At 73.2% G+C, this 21,053-nt stretch carries 22 protein-coding genes; 12 read left to right on the forward strand and 10 right to left on the reverse strand.

What is annotated here, in order from left to right:
• Positions 1–11 precede the first annotated feature (11 nt).
• From ACEY2A_RS06505 to ACEY2A_RS06525, 5 genes are read right to left on the reverse strand one after another with little or no spacing between them, the layout of a single operon-like run.
• Positions 12–1,049, reverse strand: a complete 1,038-nt coding sequence (locus ACEY2A_RS06505; protein ID WP_374927787.1) for a sensor histidine kinase — start codon at positions 1,047–1,049, stop codon at positions 12–14.
• Positions 1,050–1,733: a response regulator transcription factor gene (locus ACEY2A_RS06510; RefSeq protein WP_374929982.1), complete on the reverse strand. Its 684-nt coding sequence runs from the start codon at positions 1,731–1,733 to the stop codon at positions 1,050–1,052.
• A 35-nt stretch (positions 1,734–1,768) separates the two neighbouring features.
• Complete coding sequence (locus ACEY2A_RS06515) at positions 1,769–2,581, reverse strand: enoyl-CoA hydratase/isomerase family protein (protein ID WP_374927788.1); 813 nt, start codon at positions 2,579–2,581, stop codon at positions 1,769–1,771.
• Entirely contained in the window at positions 2,578–3,792 is a 1,215-nt protein-coding gene (locus ACEY2A_RS06520) for an adenylate/guanylate cyclase domain-containing protein (protein WP_374927789.1), read from the reverse strand. Before ACEY2A_RS06520 ends, ACEY2A_RS06515 begins: the two co-directional genes overlap by 4 nt.
• Positions 3,793–3,834: 42 nt before the next feature.
• Complete coding sequence (locus ACEY2A_RS06525) at positions 3,835–4,878, reverse strand: biotin--[acetyl-CoA-carboxylase] ligase (protein WP_374927790.1); 1,044 nt, start codon at positions 4,876–4,878, stop codon at positions 3,835–3,837.
• 24 nt (positions 4,879–4,902) lie between these two features.
• On the opposite strand from ACEY2A_RS06525, the gene ACEY2A_RS06530 reads away from it, so the two are divergent.
• Together ACEY2A_RS06530 and ACEY2A_RS06535 are read left to right on the forward strand one after the other, a co-directional pair.
• Positions 4,903–6,516, forward strand: a complete 1,614-nt coding sequence (locus ACEY2A_RS06530; RefSeq protein WP_374927791.1) for an acyl-CoA carboxylase subunit beta — start codon at positions 4,903–4,905, stop codon at positions 6,514–6,516.
• A 32-nt stretch (positions 6,517–6,548) separates the two neighbouring features.
• Positions 6,549–6,785 carry an acyl-CoA carboxylase epsilon subunit gene (locus tag ACEY2A_RS06535; RefSeq protein WP_374927792.1) on the forward strand — a complete coding sequence of 79 codons (237 nt, stop codon included), beginning with the start codon at positions 6,549–6,551 and terminating at the stop codon, positions 6,783–6,785.
• 31 nt (positions 6,786–6,816) lie between these two features.
• On the opposite strand, the gene ACEY2A_RS06540 is transcribed toward ACEY2A_RS06535, so the two are convergent.
• The gene (locus tag ACEY2A_RS06540; protein WP_374927793.1) at positions 6,817–7,680 is read right to left on the reverse strand and encodes a DUF3626 domain-containing protein; all 864 of its coding nucleotides are present in this window, start codon (positions 7,678–7,680) and stop codon (positions 6,817–6,819) included.
• A 66-nt stretch (positions 7,681–7,746) separates the two neighbouring features.
• On the opposite strand from ACEY2A_RS06540, the gene ACEY2A_RS06545 reads away from it, so the two are divergent.
• Together ACEY2A_RS06545 and ACEY2A_RS06550 are read left to right on the forward strand one after the other, a co-directional pair.
• The gene (locus ACEY2A_RS06545; RefSeq protein ID WP_374927794.1) at positions 7,747–8,220 is read left to right on the forward strand and encodes a transporter substrate-binding domain-containing protein; all 474 of its coding nucleotides are present in this window, start codon (positions 7,747–7,749) and stop codon (positions 8,218–8,220) included.
• On the forward strand, positions 8,217–9,203 hold the full coding sequence (locus tag ACEY2A_RS06550; RefSeq protein WP_374927795.1) for a cation transporter: 987 nt from the start codon (positions 8,217–8,219) through the stop codon (positions 9,201–9,203). The genes ACEY2A_RS06545 and ACEY2A_RS06550 overlap by 4 nt, the downstream gene beginning before the upstream one ends.
• Before the next feature lie 29 nt (positions 9,204–9,232).
• Here ACEY2A_RS06550 and ACEY2A_RS06555 read toward each other — a convergent pair whose 3' ends face one another.
• Positions 9,233–9,889, reverse strand: a complete 657-nt coding sequence (locus ACEY2A_RS06555) for an MOSC domain-containing protein (protein WP_374927796.1) — start codon at positions 9,887–9,889, stop codon at positions 9,233–9,235.
• 95 nt (positions 9,890–9,984) lie between these two features.
• On the opposite strand from ACEY2A_RS06555, the gene ACEY2A_RS06560 reads away from it, so the two are divergent.
• Both ACEY2A_RS06560 and ACEY2A_RS06565 read left to right on the forward strand, forming a co-directional pair.
• Positions 9,985–11,715: a DUF885 domain-containing protein gene (locus ACEY2A_RS06560; RefSeq protein ID WP_374927797.1), complete on the forward strand. Its 1,731-nt coding sequence runs from the start codon at positions 9,985–9,987 to the stop codon at positions 11,713–11,715.
• A complete protein-coding gene (locus ACEY2A_RS06565) occupies positions 11,715–12,173 on the forward strand; it encodes a hypothetical protein (RefSeq protein ID WP_374927798.1) in 459 nt (152 codons plus the stop codon). Before ACEY2A_RS06560 ends, ACEY2A_RS06565 begins: the two co-directional genes overlap by 1 nt.
• A gap of 34 nt (positions 12,174–12,207) precedes the next feature.
• Here ACEY2A_RS06565 and ACEY2A_RS06570 read toward each other — a convergent pair whose 3' ends face one another.
• The gene (locus ACEY2A_RS06570) at positions 12,208–12,852 is read right to left on the reverse strand and encodes a hypothetical protein (RefSeq protein WP_374927799.1); all 645 of its coding nucleotides are present in this window, start codon (positions 12,850–12,852) and stop codon (positions 12,208–12,210) included.
• A 53-nt stretch (positions 12,853–12,905) separates the two neighbouring features.
• Between ACEY2A_RS06570 and ACEY2A_RS06575 the strand changes: the two genes are divergently transcribed.
• The 4 genes from ACEY2A_RS06575 to ACEY2A_RS06590 are packed head-to-tail and all read left to right on the forward strand — an operon-like array spanning position 12,906 to position 17,566.
• Positions 12,906–14,729, forward strand: a complete 1,824-nt coding sequence (locus ACEY2A_RS06575) for an ATP-binding cassette domain-containing protein (RefSeq protein WP_374927800.1) — start codon at positions 12,906–12,908, stop codon at positions 14,727–14,729.
• The gene (locus ACEY2A_RS06580; protein WP_374927801.1) at positions 14,719–16,512 is read left to right on the forward strand and encodes an ABC transporter ATP-binding protein; all 1,794 of its coding nucleotides are present in this window, start codon (positions 14,719–14,721) and stop codon (positions 16,510–16,512) included. Before ACEY2A_RS06575 ends, ACEY2A_RS06580 begins: the two co-directional genes overlap by 11 nt.
• Positions 16,513–16,535: 23 nt before the next feature.
• Positions 16,536–16,877: a cupin domain-containing protein gene (locus ACEY2A_RS06585; RefSeq protein ID WP_374927802.1), complete on the forward strand. Its 342-nt coding sequence runs from the start codon at positions 16,536–16,538 to the stop codon at positions 16,875–16,877.
• Complete coding sequence (locus tag ACEY2A_RS06590; protein ID WP_374927803.1) at positions 16,874–17,566, forward strand: Maf family protein; 693 nt, start codon at positions 16,874–16,876, stop codon at positions 17,564–17,566. The genes ACEY2A_RS06585 and ACEY2A_RS06590 overlap by 4 nt, the downstream gene beginning before the upstream one ends.
• A 99-nt stretch (positions 17,567–17,665) precedes the next feature.
• On the opposite strand, the gene ACEY2A_RS06595 is transcribed toward ACEY2A_RS06590, so the two are convergent.
• Together ACEY2A_RS06595 and ACEY2A_RS06600 are read right to left on the reverse strand one after the other, a co-directional pair.
• Positions 17,666–18,877 carry a lipase family protein gene (locus ACEY2A_RS06595; protein ID WP_374927804.1) on the reverse strand — a complete coding sequence of 404 codons (1,212 nt, stop codon included), beginning with the start codon at positions 18,875–18,877 and terminating at the stop codon, positions 17,666–17,668.
• 125 nt (positions 18,878–19,002) lie between these two features.
• Positions 19,003–19,860, reverse strand: coding sequence for a siderophore-interacting protein (locus tag ACEY2A_RS06600; protein ID WP_374927805.1), 858 nt, complete (start codon positions 19,858–19,860; stop codon positions 19,003–19,005).
• Between the two features lie 116 nt (positions 19,861–19,976).
• Between ACEY2A_RS06600 and ACEY2A_RS06605 the strand changes: the two genes are divergently transcribed.
• Both ACEY2A_RS06605 and ACEY2A_RS06610 read left to right on the forward strand, forming a co-directional pair.
• Entirely contained in the window at positions 19,977–20,390 is a 414-nt protein-coding gene (locus tag ACEY2A_RS06605; RefSeq protein ID WP_374927806.1) for a hypothetical protein, read from the forward strand.
• 125 nt (positions 20,391–20,515) lie between these two features.
• On the forward strand, positions 20,516–20,968 hold the full coding sequence (locus ACEY2A_RS06610; protein ID WP_374927807.1) for a hypothetical protein: 453 nt from the start codon (positions 20,516–20,518) through the stop codon (positions 20,966–20,968).
• Positions 20,969–21,053: the final 85 nt, after the last annotated feature.

Consider the following 21,053-nt stretch of genomic DNA (forward strand, 5'->3'; position numbering starts at 1 on the left):
CTGGACCAGCCTCAGCGGGTGGGTGCCTCCACCGGCTCGGAGAGGAAGACCCCGAAGGTCGCGTGCCGCTCGTCCAGCAGCTCCAGGCGACCCCCGACAGCCGTGATGATCTGCCGCGCCAGAGCCAGTCCGCGCCCCGTGCCGGCGCCGGAGGTCACGTGCCGCTCGAAGATGCGGTCAGCGATCTCCGGGGCGATGCCCGGCCCCTCGTCGCTGAGGATCAGCTGCACCGACGGCCCGTTGTTCTCGATGCGCAGGGTGATGATCCCCTCCCCGTAGGTGAGCGAGTTCTCGATGAGGGTCGACAGCACCTGTGAGAGCACCCCCCGCGGGCAGGCCACGTGCAGGCCGAAGGTCCCGGTCACGCGCATGCCGCGGCGCTGTGCGGCGAACATGGGCTGCCACTCGTGCTGCTGTGCGGCAATGATCTCGTCGAGCAGCAGGATGTCGGTGGTGGCCAGCGCCGAGTTGGCCGCGCTCTCCAGCATCTCCTCCACCACGGAGGTGAGGCGCTCCACCTGGGTGTGGGCTCCCTCGGCCAGCTCGTGGGCCTCCTCGAGCGTCTCGGCCATCGCCACCTCGTCCATGCGGATGGTCAGCGCGGACAAGGGGGTGCGCAGCTGGTGGGCGGCGTCGCCGGCCAGCCGTCGCTGGGAGGTGACCATCTGGGTGAGGTGCACCGCGCGGCGCTGCACCGCATCGGACAGGTCGTCGATCTCCACGATCCCGGTGAGCTCGGGGCGGGCACGGGTGCTCTCACCGGTGCCCATGCCCGGGATGCGGCGGGCCAGGGCGTCGATCGTGCTCTCGGGACCGGTGAGCGCCTCGTCCACCCGCCCGGCGTTGAACAGGCTCGTCAGCCGCATGCCGGCGAGCACCGCCAACGGCACCCCGAGCCAGGCCCAGATCGGAGGGCCGCTCTCGGCCAGGGTGGCCCACAGGCCCAACGCCACCGCGACGGCCACCGGGAACAGCCCGCAGAGCTGGGCCACCCGGACGGCCTTGGTGACGACCGAGGTCCACAGCTGCCGCAGGGTGACCGGGGCCACTCACTCCCCCGTGACGAGGCGGAAGCCCACGCCACGCACGGTGGCGATGAAGCGGGGGTCGCTGTGGTCGTCCCCCAGCTTCTTGCGCAGTCCGGAGACGTGCATGTCCAGCGTCTTGGTGGAGCCGACCCAGTCGGTCTGCCAGGCCTCGCGCATGAGCTGCTCGCGGCTGACCACCCGACCCATGTCGCGCACCAGGATGTGCAGCAGGTCGAACTCCTTGGCCGTCAGCGTCACCTCCTCGCCGTCCACCCAGGCACGGCGGGCGGAGGAGTCGATGCGCAGTCCACGGTCGGGGTCTCCCCCCTCGGCGGCGCCACCCTGCGGTGCCCGGCGGCGGAGCAGGGCGCGCACGCGGGCGTGGAACTCGGCCAGCCGGAAGGGCTTGGTCACGTAGTCGTCGGCCCCGGCGTCGAGCCCGACGACGGTGTCGATCTCCCCGGCCCGGGCGGTGAGCATGAGCACCGGGAAGGTGTGGCCCTCCGCGCGCAGGCGGCGGCAGACCTCCAACCCGTCCATGCGGGGAAGCCCGATGTCCAGGATGAGCAGGGTGCAGCCCTCCCGGGCGGTCACCAGTGCGCTCGGGCCGTCGGACACGACCGTGACGTCGAAGCCTTCACGCCGCATGGCACGGGCCAGCGGCTGCGCGATGTCCTCGTCGTCCTCGGCGATGATGGCGACCATCGGGTCGCCGGTCTCGGTGATGGTGTCGTACTCGCTCACTTGCCCGGCCACCTCGGTGCGCGCTTCTCGGCGAAGGCGGCCACGCCCTCGGCCCTGTCCCCGGAGAAGGCGGTGGCCCGCCAGCAGGCGTCCTCCACCTGCAACCCGGTCCGCAGGTCCACGTCCGATCCCAGACGCATGGCCCGCTTGGCGTTGCGCAGGCCCACCGGCGAGTTCCTGCCGATCTCGGCCGCGAGCTCCAGCGCCCGCTCACGCGCGGAACCTGCGGCCACCAGCTCGTCCACGATGCCGATCTCGGCCGCCTCGGGTGCGGGGTACTTGGCGGCCGTGAAGATCGCCCGCGCGGCACGGCTCCACCCGATGCGGCGGGTCAGCAGCTGCGTGCCCCCACCGCCGGGGATGACGCCCACGGACACCTCGGGCAACCCGAGGAGGGCCCCCTCCCCGGCCACGACGATGTCGCAGGAGAGCGCGATCTCCAGTCCGCCCCCGAGCGCGAAGCCGTCCACGGCGGCGAGGGTGGGCATGGGCAGCTCGAGCACCCCGCCGTAGGCGCGCTGCGTGACCGGACGCTGCTCCATCAGGTCGGCGTCGGTGAAGGAGTTGCGCTCCTTCAGGTCCGCGCCCACACAGAAGGCCTTCTCGTGCGCGCTGGTCACCACCACGCAGCGCACGTCGCTGGCGGCCAGCTCGTCGGTGGCAGCAGTGATCTGCCGGGCCATCTCGGTGGAGATGGCGTTCATGGCCCCCACCCGCGCCAGGACGAGTTCGGCCACCTCGCCCGAACCCCCGTGACGCTCGATGCGCACCCAGCTCTCGGGCGCCTCCGCAGCCCTCTGCTCACTCATTGGCTCTCTCCAAGGGTCGTGTTCCCGGGGGCGGACGCGCCCGGGGGGACGGACAACAGGTGGTGCGGCGTCACCGAGCCCACACCGTGCAGCATCCGGCTGGGGAGCTGCGCGAACCGCCACGCAGGATCATGCCCCAGCGCCTCCGCGGTCTCGCGGTCGGTCAGCACCGCGCCCGCAGCGGCAGAGGTCGTGAGCCGCGCCGCGCGGTTGACGGTGTCACCGTAGACGTCGCCCAGCCGCAGCAGCACCCGCCCCGTGGCCACCCCCACACGCAGCGGCGGCAGCATGGGGTCGTCGTTGGCCTGGCGCACCAGGTCGTGGGCGATGAGGGTGGCCGAGCGCGGGTCGACCGCCTGGTACAGGACCTCGTCACCGATGGTCTTGACCACGCGCCCGTGGTGACGCGAGACGACATCGACCACCATCTCCTCGAAACGCGTGACCAGACGGGCGATCTCTCCGTCGTTCGATCGCGCCACCCGCTCGGAGAAGGAGACCATGTCGGCGAACCCGATCGACCGGGTCACTCCCGCCGCCATCTCCTGGGAGGTCGCGTCGGCGAACAGCGTGGAGAGCGAGGCGGTGAGGTGCCGTCGCCACGTGTACCCGATGAGGAGCTCGAGGTCGTCGGCGAGGTCGGCCAGCACCAGACCGGTCGCCGAGGCGACCTCCGGCGTGACCCGCTCGGTCAGGCCGTCGGACCCGTCGGCGCCGACCACGGCATCGGGGTGGTCCCACGCACCCCACTCGTGGCGGTGGGTGCGCCGGTAGCGCTCGAAGTCCTGGAGCCGTTCGGCCACCACCTCGGCCTGCCAGGTGGCCAGTCGCTCGGTGGTGGTGCCGATGCCGCGGGTGAGGCTGATGAGGACGTCCTCGTCGATCTCGTAGCGGCCCAGCAGGCGCCGCGCCACCGTCAGCGCCTCGATGTCGGCGTTGCTGAAGACGGCGTCCTCGGCGCGGGGATTGTGGAAGCCCAACGAGCGCCACAGTCGCCGGGCGAGTCGGAGCGAGACCCCGGCGTGGTGAGCCACCTCGTCGCGCCGCATCGTCCGCCGGCGCCCGAACAGCCGCTCGGCGATGGCGTCCATCGTGCGGGCCGGCTGGTCGGCACGGTCTGCCCCCTGGTGATGGGGCACGTCCGAGGGCAGGGAGTGGTTGAGCAGCGGCTGCTCACCATGGACGGGCCGCACGTCACGCATGCGTTCCATCGCGCTCCTCTCAGGACGACACAGGGCGTTGTCCACATCGTGTCACGGCGAACCCCCGGCGGGCCGGAGGTGGACCACGTCAGCCGCCCGGAACTCCCGCACCTCGGTCCCGGCCCCCCGGCCCCCCTCCCCGGTGGGCACCCGCACCAGCACGGCACCGGACTCGGCGAGCCCCACCGCATCGCCCCGCTGCACGGTGCCGTCGGGCAGGTGGAGGTCCACCTCCTGGCCCACCGTGAGGCTCACGGCAGCGAGCCTGTCGGTGAGCGAATCACCCCCGTCCGCGCCTGCGGGCGCGGACCCCTCGGCGAGCCACGCGCAGTGCCAGACCGCCAGGGCGTGGAGCACCTCCACCACCACCCGCTCGCGCAGGTCCGGACCTGTGGACGGTGCCTCTGCCTGGACCGACCCGTAGCGCGACGCGATCCCCGCCACCCGGTCGGCCGCGTCCCACACGTTGAGCCCGATGCCGGCCACGATGCTGCGGCCCTGATCACCGACCTGGCACAGGATGCCGGCGAGCTTGCGGCCCGTGGACCGCGAGAGCACGTCGTTGGGCCACTTGACCCCCGTGGGCACCCCCAGCGCACCCAGCGCGTCGTGGACGGCCGCCCCCACGCACAGCGGCACCTGACCCCACTGGGGGGTACGACTGGCCGCCAGGGCGGCACCCACCGCATCGGACCCGTCCTCCAGCGGGAGGACCACCGACAGGGCGATGCCGGCGGCCGCCGGGCTCTCCCAGCTGCGCCCCAACCGGCCGCGCCCCGCGATCTGGTGGTCGGTGGAGACCACGTGCCACGCGCGGCCGGAGGCCGCCGCCAGGGGCTGCGTGCTCGGCAGCTGGGCGTGGTGGTCGAAGCCCTCGGCGAGCGCCACCAGGGCCGCGCCCACCGCGTCGAGGGACGCTCCGGCATCGGCGCCGTGGTGGTCCTTCGTCCCAGCGTGAGGGTCCCCGGGCGCGCGCCGCGCGGCGGCGCGGGCGAGCAGTGCCCGGCGGACCGCGGCCACGTCGAGGGGGCCGCTGTGGTGGTCCTCCAAGGAAGCGGGCGCCGGGCTGTGGTCGGCAGACGAGAGGTGGCTCACGCCGACAACGTTAGGGTGACGCGCATGACCGACCACGGATCGCCGGGCAGTGAGCCCCAGATCGACCTGACGACCACTGCTGGACGCCTGCAGGAGCTCGAGCGCCGCCGCGCCGAGGCCGAGCACGCCGGCTCCGAGCGCGCGGTGGAGAAGCAGCACGCCAAGGGCAAGAAGACCGCCCGGGAGCGGATCGAGGAGTTCCTCGACGACGGCTCGTTCGTGGAGCTCGACGAGTTCGCCCGGCACCGCTCCACCAACTTCGGGCAGGAGAAGAACCGCCCCTTCGGCGACGGCGTCGTCACCGGGTACGGCACCGTGGAGGGGCGCACCGTGTGCGTCTTCGCCCAGGACTTCACGGTCTTCGGCGGGTCCCTCGGTGAGGTGTTCGGCGAGAAGATCGTCAAGGTCATGGACCTCGCGCTGAAGATCGGGTGCCCCGTGGTGGGCATCAACGACTCCGGCGGCGCCCGCATCCAGGAGGGTGTGGTGGCGCTGGGGCTGTACGCGGAGATCTTCCGCCGCAACGTGCACGCCTCCGGCGTGATCCCCCAGATCTCGCTGGTCATGGGCCCCTGCGCCGGTGGCGCCGTGTACTCCCCGGCGATCACCGACATCGTGGTGATGGTCGACCAGACGAGCCACATGTTCATCACCGGGCCCGACGTCATCAAGACCGTCACCGGTGAGGACGTGACCTTCGAGGACCTCGGCGGCGCCCGCACCCACAACGCCACCTCCGGCGTGGCGCACTACCTGGCCAGCGACGAGTCCGATGCCCTGGACTACGTGCGCGAGCTGATGGGCTACCTGCCGCAGAACAACCTGGAGGAGGCACCGGTCTTCGAGGGCGAGGACGCCTCGGCCGACGTCGACGAGGCGCTGGACACCCTCATCCCGGACTCGCCGAACATGCCCTACGACATGCTCACCGTCATCGAGTCGATCGTGGACGACGGCGACTTCCTGCAGGTGCAGGAGCTGTTCGCGGCGAACATCATCTGCGGCTTCGGCCGGGTGGAGGGCCGCTCGGTGGGCGTGGTGGCCAACCAGCCGATGCAGTTCGCGGGCACCCTGAACATCGACGCCAGCGAGAAGGCCGCCCGCTTCGTGCGCATGTGCGACGCGTTCAACGTGCCGGTGCTGACGCTGGTGGACGTGCCCGGGTTCCTGCCCGGCACCGACCAGGAGTGGGACGGCATCATCCGTCGCGGGGCGAAGCTGCTCTACGCCTACGCCGAGGCGACGGTGCCGCTGGTCACCGTCATCACGCGCAAGGCCTACGGCGGCGCGTACGACGTGATGGGGTCCAAGCACCTGGGCGCCGACATCAACTTCGCGTGGCCGACCGCGCAGATCGCTGTGATGGGCGCGCAGGGCGCGGCGAACATCCTCTACCGCAAGCAGCTGGCCGCGGCGCAGGCCGAGGGCGGGGACGAGGCGATGGAGGCCGAGCGCGCCAAGCGCATCGCCGAGTACGAGGAGACGCTGGCGAACCCGTGGATCGCGGCCGAGCGCGGGTACGTGGACGCGGTGATCCGTCCCGCGGACACGCGCGCCGAGGTGGCCAAGGCGCTGCGGGCCCTGCGCACGAAGCGCGAGACGCTCCCGCCCAAGAAGCACGGGAACATCCCGCTGTGAGCCCGGCGACCAGGCAGGGGCAGGCGTCGGGCGTGGAATCGGAGGCGCCCGACGCGGTGCAGGAGCCCGCGGGCGAGGCGGCCTTCGCCGTCCGGGGTGACGCGACGCCCGACGAGCTGGCGGCGCTGACGCTGGTGCTCTGCGCGCTGGGCGGTGGCGAGACCACGACCGCTGCCCCGGTGGGCGGATGGGGTGGTGCGGGCACCGGCGTGCGCCGCACCCCCGCATCGGGGCCCGGCGCCTGGCGCGCCTCGGCCCTCCCCCGCTGAGGCGCCGACCCGCCATCGGCCGGGGTGGCGCTCACGCGCCGCGCGGGCTCCCCCACTGCGCGGTGTGGTGCCACAGGTACTTGAGCAGCTGCGGGTCGTGGTCACCGGTGCGTGCCGCCCGGCCCAGGACCGCGGCGTCGAGCACGCCGTCCCGGGCCACCGCGCGCCCCACCTCGAGGGGCTCCGGCCCGCGGTAGGCCGGTCGCCGCTCCAGCTCGTCCAGGGCGAGCACCCGTCCCTCGTGCCACTCCACGGGGACACGCAGCAGCGGGGCGAGGCGCTCGACCTCGGTGCCGCGGTACGCGGGGTCGAGCACCAGGGCCTCGACGTCGTCCGCGAGGGAGACCGGCCCGTGCACCTGGGCCTCCACGTAGCCGTCCAGCGGGTCACGCTCTCCGGAGCCCGGGTCCTCCCCGACGGAGCGCTCGTGCGCCAGGACAGCAGGCATGAGTCCGAAGTGCTGCGCGGTGCCGACCAGCTCGGGGTCCCAGGCCGAGTCCGGGAAGCAGAAGGTGGCCCGGTCGAGCACCGCCTCGCCCAGGCGGAGGAAGGCGGAGCCGAACCTGGGCGCGCCGCCGAGTGGCCGCCGCCGGTGGTCCAGCGCGCCGTACTTGGGCCGGTGGGCAGCGGGGGCGTCGTCGTAGACGCCCCCGAAGAGCTTCTGCTCCCACACCCAGCGCGCACCCCCGGGGTGGGCCGTCAGCCCACCGTTGCTCGTACCCGTCTCGAACTGGGAGCGGTAGGTGCCCCGCGCGAGCGCCGCCAGGATGTGCTCGCCCCCGGACCAGCGGTCGGGGTGGAAGTTCAGGGTGATGCGCAGGGAGCGGTCCAACGGCCCACCCGAGCACCTGTCCCCCACGTGCCGCACCGCCGCCTGCGCCCACCGACACTCCATGCCTGAACCGTAGCCGCATCCCATGCTCCCCTCGCGGTCCGAGGCGAGCGAGCCGATACTGGGTGCATGAGGTCCTGGTACCCGCCGGTGGCGGGCGTGCTGGTCGCCCTGCTCCTGAGCGGCTGCAGCAGCATCCCAGCCGATCCCGACGGCACGCTGGCGCAGATCGAGCAGTCCGGTGAGCTGACCGTCGGCGTCGCGGTGCACCCACCCTTCACCACCGTCCCCGACGGACACGACGAGGACCCACGGGGCAGCGACATCGAGCTCGTGCGCGGCTTCGCCGAGCGGCTCGGTGCCGAGCCGACATGGGTGGTCGGCGGCGAGGAGGAGCTCATCACCCAGCTGGAGGAGGGTGAGATCGACCTGCTGGTGGGTGGGTTCACGAAGAAGCACCCCGGCCTGAAGACGGTGGGGGCGACGCGGCCCTACGGCACGACGGAGCAGGGCGGCAAGGAGGTCGAGCTGGTGATGGCCGTGGTGCCGGGAGAGAACGCGCTGCTCACCGAGCTCGAGCACTACCTGGACGGTGTGCAGTGACCACCCGGCACGGCACGCACTTCGGCGACACCGAGCTGCCGCAGGAGCAGAAGCAGGCCCTGCGGCGGGCCCGACGCCTGCAGTGGGTCGGTCTCGTCTACATGCTCTCCGCCATCGCCGTGGTGTACGTGGTGATGGGGAGCTCTCAGGCGATGAAGGTCGCCTGGATCGAGGACCTCCTGTCCCTCGTGCCCATCCTGTCCTTCCTCATCGGCTCGCGCGTGGCAGCCAAGGCCTCTGACGAGACCCATCCCTACGGCTACCACCGGGCCGTGGCCGTTGGCCACCTCGTGGCCTCCGTCGCCCTGCTGACGATGGGGTTGTTCCTGGTCTACGACTCGGCCTCGGGGCTCCTCATGCAGGAGCACCCGCCCATCGGCACCATGCAGATCTTCGGCCACACCGTGTGGGCCGGGTGGCTCATGATCGCCGCAATGGTCTACACCGGCATCGGCCCGGTGATCCTGGGGCGTCTCAAGCTGCCGCTGGCGGAGACGCTCCACGACAAGGTGCTCCACGCGGACGCCGACATGAACAAGGCGGACTGGATGACCGCAGCCGGGGCGATCCTCGGCATCCTCGGCATCGGCCTGGGCTTCTGGTGGGCCGACTCCGCGGCCGCGCTCCTCATCGCCGGCAGCATCGTCAAGGACGGGGTGGGCAACCTCGGGCACGCGACCGCCGGGCTGATGGACTCCCGCGCACGGACGGTGGACGACTCCGAGCCCCACCCCCTGGTCGAGGAGGTCGAGGAGCTGGTGCGGGAGACGGCGTGGGTCGCCGACAGCGCCGTGCGGGTCCGGGACCTCGGTCACCTCTTCCACGTGGAGGCGCTGGTCGTCCCCCGCCACGGCCAGGTGGATCTGGCCCAGCTGTCGGAGCTCGACGAACGGATCCAGGAACTGGACTGGAAGGTCTCCGACGTCGTGGTCGCCCCCGTCGCCTCGACGGAGCACACCCACAGCTGGGCCAGGTCGTCCTGACCCGTCGCCCTCCCGGAAACCCTGCGAGCTCAGCCCCGCCGGGCCAGGGCCTCGGTGTGGCGCCGGTGGTACATCTCGGGCAGGCACCGCGCCTCCACCAGAACCCGGGAGGCGTCCAGATCTCCCATCGCGCCACGGAAGGCCACCTCCATGGTCACCCCGTGGTCCGGCGCCGGGCCGAGCTCCAGCACGTCACCCGGCCGCACCACACCCGGCTCCACCACCCGGAAGTAGCTGCCGCAGCAGCCCCGCTCGGTGAAGCGCCGCAGCCACCCGGGCACGTCCATCCATGCGGCGAAGGTGCGGCACGGTGAGCGCGGGATCGAGACCTCCAGCACCGCCGTGCCCACCCGGACCCGCTGGTTGATCACCACGGCGCGCCAGTCGATCCCCTGCGTGGTGAGGTTCTCCCCGAAGGCCCCGTCGGTCACCTCGACCCCGAGCTCGGCCTGCCAGTGGTCGAGCTCCTCCCGCGCCACCGCGTAGACCGCCTTCTGCGCCCCGCCGTGGTGGTCGCTGTCGCCGATGGTGTCGCCCACCACACCGGACCCGTCGCCGTAGGACGGGCCGGGGGCGACCAGCTCGATGCGGTCCGCGGGCCGCTTGTCGATGCCGCTCACCCGCTCGTCCCCACCGGGGTCCGGCTGGGGGTGGGCCACGTTCACCGAGCGCACGAGGGCTTCCATGTCGGCAGCCTAGAACCGCCCGCCCCACGCACCGCCCGCGGCACCCGCCGGAAACCCCCTGCCCCCAGGGACCGATGACGGGTAGCGTCGCCCGGGTGACCCAGGACACCCCCGCACCCCAGAGCCCGCAGCCCTCCCCCGCCCGTGAGCAGACGGCGATCGACCGCATCGCCGAGGCCCACCTGGCCGCCGAGGTGGCGCTGAGCCCCGAGGCCGCCACATACCTCGGCATCCCCGGCGACCAGTCCCGGCTGGACGACCACTCCCCCGCCGGCCTGGAGGAGCTGAACCGCCTCGACCGCCGCACCCTGGCCGAGCTCGCCGCCGCCGAGCCGGTCGATGAGGTGGACCGCGTCACGAAGGAGGCAATGACCGAGCGCCTGGGCCTGGCCGTCGAGATGCACGAGGCCCTGATCCCGCACGGGGCGCTGAACGTCATCGCCTGCCCGCTGCAGGGCATCCGCGACGTGTTCGACCTGATGCTCACGGACACGGCCGAGGACTGGCAGACCATCGCCACCCGCCTGGGCCACGTGCCCGAGGCGCTGGCCGGCTGGTTCAGCTCGTTGGACCACGCCCGCGAGAACGGCGTGCTGCCAGCGCAGCGGCAGGTGCGCGCCTGCATCGAGCAGTGCACGGACAACGCGGCCGACGGCGGCTTCTTCGACGCCTTCGCGCGCGACGCGCGCACCGCCGATGGGGGTGAGCTCCCCACCGAGGTGGCCGAGCTGCTCACCACCAACGCGCGCCTGGCCAAGTCCGCCTACGCCGATGCGGGGCACCGCCTGGAGAACGACGTCCTGCCCACCGCCGTGGAGACCGACGCGTGCGGCGAGGACGCCTACCGGCTGCACTCCCGCTACTTCCTGGGCGCCGAGATCGACCTGGCGGAGACCTACGCGTGGGGACAAGCGGAGCTCGCCCGCATCAGCGCCCTGATGCGGGAGACGGCCGAACAGATCAAGCCCGGCGCCACCATCAAGGAGGCCGTGGCCGTGCTGGATGCGGACCCGGCCTACCAGCTGCACGGCAAGGACGCCCTCCGGGAGTGGATGCAGGGCAAGGCCGACGAGGTGATCGAGAACCTGGGCGGCACCCACTTCGACATCCCCGAGCCGGTGCGCCGCATCGAGTGCATGATCGCCCCCACCGAGACCGGCGGCATCTACTACACCGGCCCCAGTGACGACTTCTCCCGCCCGGGGCGCATGTGGTGGTCGGTGCCCAAGGGCGTCACCGAGTTCTCCGCCTGGCGCGAGCTGACGACCGTCTACCACGAGGGCGTTCCCGGCCACCACCTGCAGGTGGCGCAGACGGTGTACCGCAAGGAGCTGCTCAACTCGTGGCGGCGGCTGGCCGCGTGGACCTCGGGCCACGGTGAGGGCTGGGCCCTGTACGCCGAGTGGCTGATGGCCGACCTGGGCTACATGGACGACCCCGGCAACCGGATGGGGCTGCTCGACGGGCAGATCCTGCGCGCGGCCCGCGTGGTGCTGGACATCGGCTTCCACTGCGGTTTCGAGGCACCCGAGGAGCTCGGTGGCGGCGAGTGGACCTACGACAAGGCCTGGCAGTTCCTCACCACGCACGTGAACATGGAGGAGGGCTTCCTGCGCTTCGAGCTCGACCGCTACCTCGGCTGGCCGGGGCAGGCGCCGAGCTACAAGATCGGCGAGCGCCTGTGGCTGGAGCTGCGCGACCAGGCGCGGGCCGCCGCCGAGGCCCGCGGCGAGGAGTTCGACCTGGTGGCCTTCCACCGGCGCGCGCTGGACATCGGCGGCGTGGGGCTGGACACCCTGCGCGAGGCCGTTCTGCGCGGCGCGTGATGGGTCATCCCCGCACGGTGGGGCCGGTGCGCTTCGGTGTGCCGGCCGCCGCCGCGTACGCCTACCTGAGCGACCCGGGTGCCCGCCCGGCCTGGCAGGCCTCGCTGCGGCGGGTGGCAGACGTGGCACCCGCCCAGCGCCGATGGCGTGACGTCACCTGGGTGCCCGGCGTCTCCCCCGCGATGACCGAGACCCTCGCCGAGCCCCCACACCGGTGGGCCGAGGCAGGGGTGGCCGGCCCGTTCACCGCGCACCTGCTGCTGGAGATCGCCGAGGAGGGTGCTGCCCCCGGCGCGGCAGCAGGAGATGCACCAGGCGCTTCAGCGGGCCGTTGCTGGGTCACGGCACACGTCGTGGTGGAGGGCCCGCTGGGGATCGGGCGCGTGCTGACGCGCCTGGCCGGGCCCGCCATCGCGGCGGACCTGCGCCGCGCGGCGCGGCTGGCGCCCGAAGCCTGAAGGTCTCAGCGGTGCCCCGGGTCCGCGCCCCCGTTCAGTCCGCGGGCGTGCGCGCCATCGCCACCAGCACCAGGTGCGGAGCACGTCCGGGCCCCGGAAGACGGTCGCCGACCCGCTCCGACCACCGCGACAGCACACCCTGCAGCTCGTCCGCGAGCTCCTGGGCCTCGGCCTCGTCGAGCTGGAGCGAGGACGAGTTGTGCACACTGTCGTCGCTCGAGGGGGTGCGCCGCCCCGACTCCGGTGCCCGCGGTGCCGACTCGTGCGCAACGCTCACACCGCGCTGCCCGGGCGCCTGCCGCACCACCATGGTCGGCGGTTCCGAGGCACCGATGGCCTCACGGATGGCCCGGAAGAGCACGCGGTGGGTACCGGCCACGACGTGGTCGAAGTGGTCCTGCGGCAGGTGCTCGGGCGCCACCACGAACTGGCGGGCCACGGTCCGGTAGATGCGGATCGGGCGCCCGGGACGTGTGCGCTCGGCAACCACCGCCAGCGCCCCGAGCTCGCACCACCGCCGCGTCCAGTAGTGCGTCCGCCCCATCGGCTCGTCCAGGTACTCCGCGGCCTCGGCGATGGAGCAGGCACCTGCGAAGTAGGGCGCCAGGTACCGGGCGGCACGGCCCGAGGACAGTGCGCGCACGGTCCTGGGGTCGGTGACCTCCAGCTGGTCCAGCATCTACTCAGCCTAGGGGATTGCGATCGAAGTAGGTCGGCGCGCAGACTCCGGGCATGCGAGAGATGCTGCGCCGGGAGGCGCTGTACTGGCACCAGGCCTGGCGGGCCGCCCCCGGCCGGCTCCTGGTCGCGTGGGGGCTGGTCCTGGCCATCGGCGCCGCGACCTTCGCCTCCATCCACGCCACGGCCCAGCTCATCGGGAGCCTCACCACCGGCGCCCCGGCCGATGAGGTGCAGCGCTGGCTCCTGATCGCCCTGGTGGCCTTCGCCCTGACCCCGGTGTGCTCGGCCCTGCTGGGCTGGGCGGGCGCCTCCCACCAGGCCGCGATGACGGCCGACCAGCTCGACCGGCTGGGCGACCTGGCCGACCGGCCCCACGGCATCGCCCACCTGGAGGACCCGGCACGCACCGGCACCCTCACCGCCCTCACCGCCGACCTGCGCAGCCAGTACGGGCTGACCTCCACGCAGATGACCTGGATGGCCCTGGGCGTCCGCGCGCAGGGCATCGCGGCCCTGGTGGTGCTGGCCGGCTGGTCGCTGCTGGCCACCGCGCTGGTGCTGGCCGGGCAGGTGGTCTTCGGCCAGCTCTTCACGCGGTACATCCAGACGGTCCACGCCGACCTGCTGGAGGCCGAGTCCACTGAGCGCCGCCACGCCGGCTACCTGCACGGCCTGCTGCTGGATCGCTCGGCCGGCAAGGAGGTGCGCCTCTTCGGGCTCACCGACCACCTGCTGCAGATCCACGCTCGGCTCTGGCGGGCCGCGCAGCAGGGCGTTGAGCAGCGCCGCTCCCGCGCATCCAGGCCAGCGCTGGCGGGCAGCCTGATCGCGCTGGCCACGGTGGGGCTGGCACTGGCCTGGGTGGCGCACCAGGCCTGGGGCGGGCAGGTGGGGGCGGCCACCCTCGTCGCGGTGCTGCAGGCCCTCATGGGCATGAGCGCCCTGGGCCCGCTGGGCGACCTCTCCGCCGCGACCGCTCGCGCCCGCCTCTACGCCGGCCGGCTGGCCGAGCTGGAGAACGCAGCCGGCCCTGCCGCCCCGCGCGCCGGGCAGCGCGTGGCCCGTGGCCCGGCCCGGGTCCGCCTCGAGGACGTCACCTTCACCTACCCGGGCGCCGCCACCCCCACCCTGCGCGACCTCTCGCTCGACGTCCCGGCCGGCCAGTCGCTGGCCCTGGTGGGCGTCAACGGGGTGGGCAAGTCGACGCTCCTGAAGCTCGTCACCGGGCTCCACCGGCCCGATGCGGGGAGCGTCCGCATCGATGACGCCGACCCCGCCGCTGATGACGCCGCCCGCCAGCGCGTCGCGGTGATCTTCCAGGACTTCGCCCGCTACCACCTCAGCCTCCGCGAGAACGTCCTGCTGGGCGCCCCGGCCGCCCGCAGTGCCGAGGCGCCCGAGGACGACGCGGCCGTCGAGCGGGCACTCGAGGCGGCGGCGTCCACGGCGCTGCTCCACCGCATCGGCTCCCCGGGCACCCCGCTGGATCCCGGCCAGACCGGCGGCACCGAACTCTCCGGCGGGCAGTGGCAGCGCGTGGCGCTGGCCCGGGCGCTGGCGGCGGTCGAGGAGGGCGCCGGCGTGCTGGTGCTCGACGAGCCGACCGCAGCCCTGGACGTCCGCGTGGAGGCCGACCTGTTCGAGCAGCTGCTGCGCACCGCTGGTGACCTGACCACCATCCTGGTGAGCCACCGCCTCTCCAGCGTGCGCCGGGCCGAGCGCATCGTGGTTCTGGGCCCCGGCGGCGTGGTGGAGGACGGCACGCACGAGGAGCTGCTGGCCGCCGGGGGCGAGTACGCCCGCATGTTCACGCTGCAGGCCAGCCGCTTCCACGGAGACACGACGCCGGCGCAGGAGGCCACGCATGAGCACTGACGTCCCCCAGCCCTCGGCCCTGCGCTCGGCCTGGTTCGTCACCCGGGCAGCCTGGCGCAACGGTCCGCTCGCGTTCTGCCTCAGCCTGCTGGAGCCGCTGGGCAACGTGCTGCAGGCGATGACGCCGCTCTTCGTGGGGCTGGTCGTCTCCGGTGCGGTCGACCACGACGCCACCCGGCTGGTGCTGGGCGCCCTGGGGCTGGTCGGCTCGCTCGGGCTGCTCTGGTCGCTCCTGCTGGCCGGCCTGACGCAACGGCTGCACGTCAACGACCGGCTCGGCTTCGAGTTCGACCAGCGCAGTGGTCGCCAGTCCGGCACCATCCCCACCCTGGACCACCTCGTGGACCCCGCCCACCGCGACGCCCTGCAGGTGCTCACCGAACGCCGCGGGGCAATGGGGATGGCCTTCCAGAGCTTGGTGAACCTGCTGAACTCCCTGGGCGCCGTCATCACCTCGTTCGTGGTGGCCTGGGCGATCGACCCACGGCTGCTGCTGCTCGCCATCGGCCTGGTGCCCTCACTGTGGGCCGCCGGCCGGATCACGGCTTGGGACGCCCGCGGCGAGGAGCTCTCGGCGCCCGCCGGGCGCCTCGCCGGCCAGCTCCTGGAGTCGCGCACCAGCCCCGCCGGCGCCGCCGAGCTGCGGGTGATGGGCGCCCGCGACCACCTGGCGATGCTGTCCGCCCGCACCACCCGCGCGTGGCGCCGACCGGTCCTCGCGGCCGAACGCCGGGGTGCCCTGCTGAATGCCACCGTCTCCACGCTCTACCTCGCGGCCGGCGGCGTGGTGCTCTGGTGGCTCGTCAACGATGCGCTCGCCGGGCGGCTGGGTGCGGGCACCGTGGCCGCCGCGGTGGTCGTGGTGGCGGAGCTGCCGGAGCAGGCCACGCGGCTGCTGGGGGTGAGCTTCCAGTCGGCCCGCGCCACCCGCATCGGCCGGCGTGCCCTGTGGCTCCAGGAGTACGCGACCGCGGCCAGTGAGCGCTCCGGCGAGCAGGAGCCCCCGGCGGCGCTGCGCCACGGCATCGACCTGCAGGGGGTGAGCTTCACCTACCCCGGCGCCGAGCGGCCCACATTCACCGACCTCCAGCTGCACCTGCCCGCCGGGGCGACGGTGGCCGTGGTGGGCGAGAACGGCGCGGGCAAGTCGACCCTGGTGAACCTCCTCACCGGCATGTACACCCCGCAGTCCGGGCAGGTGCTGGTGGAGGGGGTGCCGCTGGAGGAGCTGGACCTGGAGGCCTGGCGCGCCGCCTGCTCCGGGGCCTTCCAGGACCACGTCGCCTTCCACACCACGGCCCGCGAGGCGATCCGGCTCGGCGACCTGGAACAGCCCGCGGACGACGCGACCGTGCTGGGAGCACTGGAGCGGGCCGCGGCCACCGACCTGCTGGGCGCCCTCCCCGACGGCCTCGACACACCCCTGGGCCCGGAGCACGGTGGCGTCGGCCTCTCCGGCGGGCAGTGGCAGCGCCTCGCCATCGCGCGCGGGATGATGCGAACCTCTCCGGTGCTGCAGGTGCTGGACGAACCCACCAGCGCACTCGACCCGGCCACCGAGCACGCCCTCTTCGACGGCTTCGCGCAGGCCGGGCGTCGCACCGGGGCCACCGGGGGCATCACCTTGATCATCACCCACCGGTTCTCCACCGTGGCCGCCGCCGACCTGGTGGTGGTGCTCCACGAGGGCCGGGTGGTCGAGGTGGGCACCCACCACGAGCTGCTGGCCGCCGGGGGCCGCTACGCCGAGCTGTACGGCCTGCAGGCGACGGGCTACCGCTGAGCCCCGGCCGATAGCCTCGGACCATGAGCCGCTCCGCACCGACCTCCGAGCAGTCCCCCGTCGTCACCTCCGTGGTGACCGACCACCCCATCGAGCCGGGGAAGGTGCGCGCCACCACCCTGGTGGACGACGACGCGGTGCGCACCGTGCACTTCGCCCTCGATGCCGGAGAGGGCCTCACCGAGCACAAGGCGCCCTTCCGCATCGTCATCACCGTGGCCTCCGGGGCCATGGAGTTCACCGTCGGCGGCGAGACGCATGCCATGGCCCCCGGTGACGTGGTGAACCTGGCCGCCTCGGTGCCGCACGCCGTGGTCGCCACCGAGCCGTGCCACTTCCTGCTGACCATGGTGAAGTCCGCATGAGCGCGGTGACCCCCGACTCCGGGCCGACCCGCCCCGGGCACCGGCTGGTGCTCGCCAGCCAGTCCCCCTCCCGCTTCGCACTGCTGGGCGCCGCCGGCATCGAGCCCCGCGTCCATGTCTCCGGGGTGGACGAGGGCGCCGAGCTCGCGCGCGCCCAGGAGGCCGCCGGCGAGCCCTTCACCCCCGATGAGGTGGCGCTGGTGCTCGCGCGCGCCAAGTGTGAGGCCGCCGCATCGGAGCTGGCCGAGGACGCCACGGCCGAGGTCGTCATCGGCTGCGACTCGGTGCTGGAGCTCGACGGGGACGTGCACGGCAAGCCCGGCACCCCCGAGGTGGCCGCGGAGCGCTGGCGCTCGATGCGGGGGCGCACCGGCACGCTGCACACCGGCCACTGGCTGATCGACCTGCGCGACACCGACCCCGAGGGCGAGGCCGGCTCCGGAGCGACGCTGGGCGCCGTGGCCTCCACCGAGCTGACCTTTGCCGAGCTGTCCGATGCGGAGATCGAGGCCTACGTGGCCACCGGCGAGCCGCTGCACGTGGCCGGGGCGTTCACCCTCGAGGGACACGGCGCTCCGTTCATCACCCGTGTGGAGGGCGACCCCAGCGCCGTGCAGGGGCTGTCGCTCTCGCTGCTGCGCGAGCTGCTGGCCGCGGCCGGCATCGGCATCCACGAGCTCTGGGGCTGAGTGACGGGGCACCGGTCCCCCAGCGGGACGGGTGCCGTCACCCCATCGAGAAGGGCCCCGCACCGAGCGAACGGTGCGGGGCCCCGTGAACCTCTCGGCTCAGAGGCGCCAGCAGGAGTTGATCGCGTTGTGGCCGGCGAAACGGCTGGCGAAGAAGCCCATCTCGTTCGGGATGGTGGGGAGCATGCCGCCGACGTGGCTGGGCACCATCGTGGAGTACATCTGCACGGTGGCGCCCCCGTCGCACCAGTCCGAGGCCATCTGCCGGGCCTGCTTGTAGGGCAGCACGTCATCGAGGTAGGAGTGCACCACCAGGGTGGGCACCTGGGGCGCCTCCTTGCCCAGCTTCTGGGTCTCCGCGACGGCGCGGAGCTCCGGGTCGGTACGCAGCAGGGAGGGGATGCTGACGCCGCTGCGGGTGAACTGGCGAGAGTCGGAGAAGCCGCGGGTGATGGCGTCCGGGATGCACGAGCCGTGGGCGCCCTCCACCTTGGCCACACCCTTCTCGTTGAGCACCCGGCCCAGGTCGACCCCAGAGTCGGACGAGGTGCCGGCGAGGGCGTACCAGAGCAGCTCGCTGTAGAGCCCCTTGTCGAGGTTGTCGGCCACCACGTTGAGGTCTGCGGCCGGCGCCCCGGCCACCACGCCCTTGAGGCGCAGCTCGGGGGCGTACTCGTCCCACTCCTCGGCCGCTGCGGCGGCGGCCGTGCCGCCCTGGCTGTAGCCGGTCAGCCCGACCGGGGCGTTCGCCGAGAGCCCGAAGTCCCCGTCCTGGGCGGCGCGCACGACGTCGAGCAGGGAGTGGGCCGCGCTCTGGCGCACCACGTAGGGGTGGTCACCCTCGGTGCCGAGGCCCTCGTAGTCGGTCATGGCGACCGCGTACCCGGCGGCCAGCATCTCGTAGGACAGGCCCTCCGCGGACGCCCGCGAGGGCGCACACCGGTCGTCCATCCCCTGGGTGCCCGGCGCGATGGCCACGATGGGGCGCTCCCCCTTGCCGCGCCACGCGGTGGTCGGCACGTACACGGCACCGCTGACGGGCACGATCTCGCCGTGGCTGTCGGTGGAGGTGTACAGGATGCGGGTGGAGCGGAAGCTCACCGAGGCCGCATCGGCGGGGTCGAGCACGTAGGTGAGCTTCTCGGCCCTCATCACCACGCCCGGGGCGTCGGGCAGCGCGGCCGGGGTGTCGTAGAAGCCGGGGCTCCAGGGCACGGCCGTGGCAGGGGCAGCGGTGCCCACCCCGGGAGCGACGGTGGCCAGGGCAATGCCGCAGCAGAGGGCGGCCAGGGAACGAGTCGAGCGACGCACGTGAACTCCTAGGACGAGGTGTGTGACTCAGGTCACCGTAGGACCGCCCCCGGGGGTTGTCCATCCTCAACCATTGAAACTCCTGCGCCCCGAAGGGTTTTCACCCCGCCCAGAATGCAGGCCCTTCACCCTGCCTGCGCGGAGGCCTCCTCGGCCTCCACCTGGGCCATGAACTCGCGCTTTCCGGCCTGCCACTGGTCCTCGGTGCAGCCGGTGCGCCAGTACCCGGAGATGGACACCGCATCCTTGGCCAGCCCCTGCTCCACGAACAGGTGGCGACGCAGCTCCTTGACCATCTCGGCCACCCCGTGCACGAAGACCTGCACCCCCTGCGGCAGCTCACCCTGCTGGCGCACGGCGTGGGCCAGGGCGTGGCCGTGGCCCGCTCCGTCGCGCAGCACCGGGTGCACGGTGATGCCCTCGCCCGCGGGGAGCTCCACCATCGCCTCCCGCCCGGAGTACTCCACGAACACCTGCGCCGTCCCCCCGGCGGCCACGATGCGGTCGAGCGCCGCCGCGATGGCCGGGACGGCCGACTCGTCGCCCGCCAGGAGGTGGTGCGCGCCGGCGGTGGGTCCCCACGCGCCGCCCGGGCCCCGGAAGCTGATGCGGTCCCCCGGCTGCGCAGCGGCCGCCCACGGACCGGCCAGGCCCTGGTCGCCGTGCGCCACGAAGTCGACCGCCATGCGCCCGCCCTCGACCGACCGGATCGTGTAGGTGCGCGTCACCGGCCACTGGTCGCGCGGCAGCTCGGCCTGCACCGCATCGGCATCGACCGGGTGGGAGTAGCTGGCCCCCTCGGCGGGGAAGAGGAACTTCACGTAGTGGTCGGTGTGCTCCAGCTCCGGCAGCTCGTCCACGCCCTGTCCGGTGAACCAGACCCGCACCATCTCCGGGGAGAGCCACTGGGTCGACTCCACCTCCACGGTGCGGGTGGGCCGGTGGGGACGCGCGGGACGGTCGGACGGGGCGGGGGCAGTCATGCAGGTCTCCTCGGTTGAGTGAGGTCACCCTAACTGCCACCCGGGTCCCTCCTGGCGCGGGCCCCACGGATGACAGGGTGGGCCGGTCGGACCGTCGCGGCAGAGGGAGGAGCCCCGTGGAGCCCCAGCACAACTCGGGTGAGGGGTGCGGCACGTCGGTGCTCCTCCTCATCGCACTGGCCGCCCCCACGCTGGGGGTGGTGCTGGTGGCCCGCGCCCTGGGGGTGCCCTTCGTCGCCCCCATGACCCAGGTCATCCCGCTGCTGATGCTGGGACTGGCCGGGCTGGCCCTCCTCAGCTCCGCGGTGGGACTGGCGCTCAAGGTGCTCGCGGCGGCGTGGGGCCTCGGCCCCCGGCCCACCGCTGCGGCCACCGCCGTGGTGGACGGCCTGCTGTTCTGGGGCGGGTACCAGCTCCTCGTGGACGACCCCCTCGCCGCGGGGGTCATGGCGGTGTGCACGATGCTGCTCTGGTCGGCCGTGAAAGTGTGGACCGACTCCCTGGAGCAGAGGCTGGGCGAGGGGCGCTGACGGTGGACGCGTCGTCCTCCCACCGGGCCGTCCAAGGGCTCGTGGCGGTCGCACAGCAGGAGGTGCTCGGGGTGGCTATCGTGGTTCTCCACACTGCAGGACCGGCCGACAGGAGCTGGAACCAGATGAGGATGCATCGCGGGAGTTCCGCCCGCGTCGCCCTGGTGGGGAGCGCCCTGTTGGCCAGCGCGGCAGTGGCCGGGTGCTCCCAGGAGGTCCCGCTCCACGCCACGGTGTACGCCGAGGGGCCGGTCCGTGGCCAGACACCCCAGGACGACAGTCCCCTGACCGTCACGGACCCCGCCACCCTTGACGCGCTGAAGGAGTGCGCGCAGGCGCCACGGGACGCCCGGACCTTCGACGTCCCGGAGTGGGACGGGCCCTGGATCGCCCTCCACGGCCCCGGCCTGGCCGAGGTGGTGGGCGACCCGGGCACGAAGGACCACCTGGCGGTCGTGGACGGCGAGGTCTGGGCGATCCAGCCGCAGGACAACCAGGAGGCGGCGGACCCCCAGCAGGGCGTGCCGCTGGACTGCCCCGCCGTGGCCGAGGCACTCCTGGCGCAGTCCGGTCAGTGACCTGCACGCGCCCGACACGACCTCATCGGACGTACTGACGACGGAACCCCCGCCGCCCCAGGAGGGGCGACGGGGGTTCCGGCAT

Source organism: Kytococcus sedentarius (genome assembly GCF_041937525.1).
Classification (GTDB): domain Bacteria; phylum Actinomycetota; class Actinomycetes; order Actinomycetales; family Dermatophilaceae; genus Kytococcus; species Kytococcus sedentarius_A.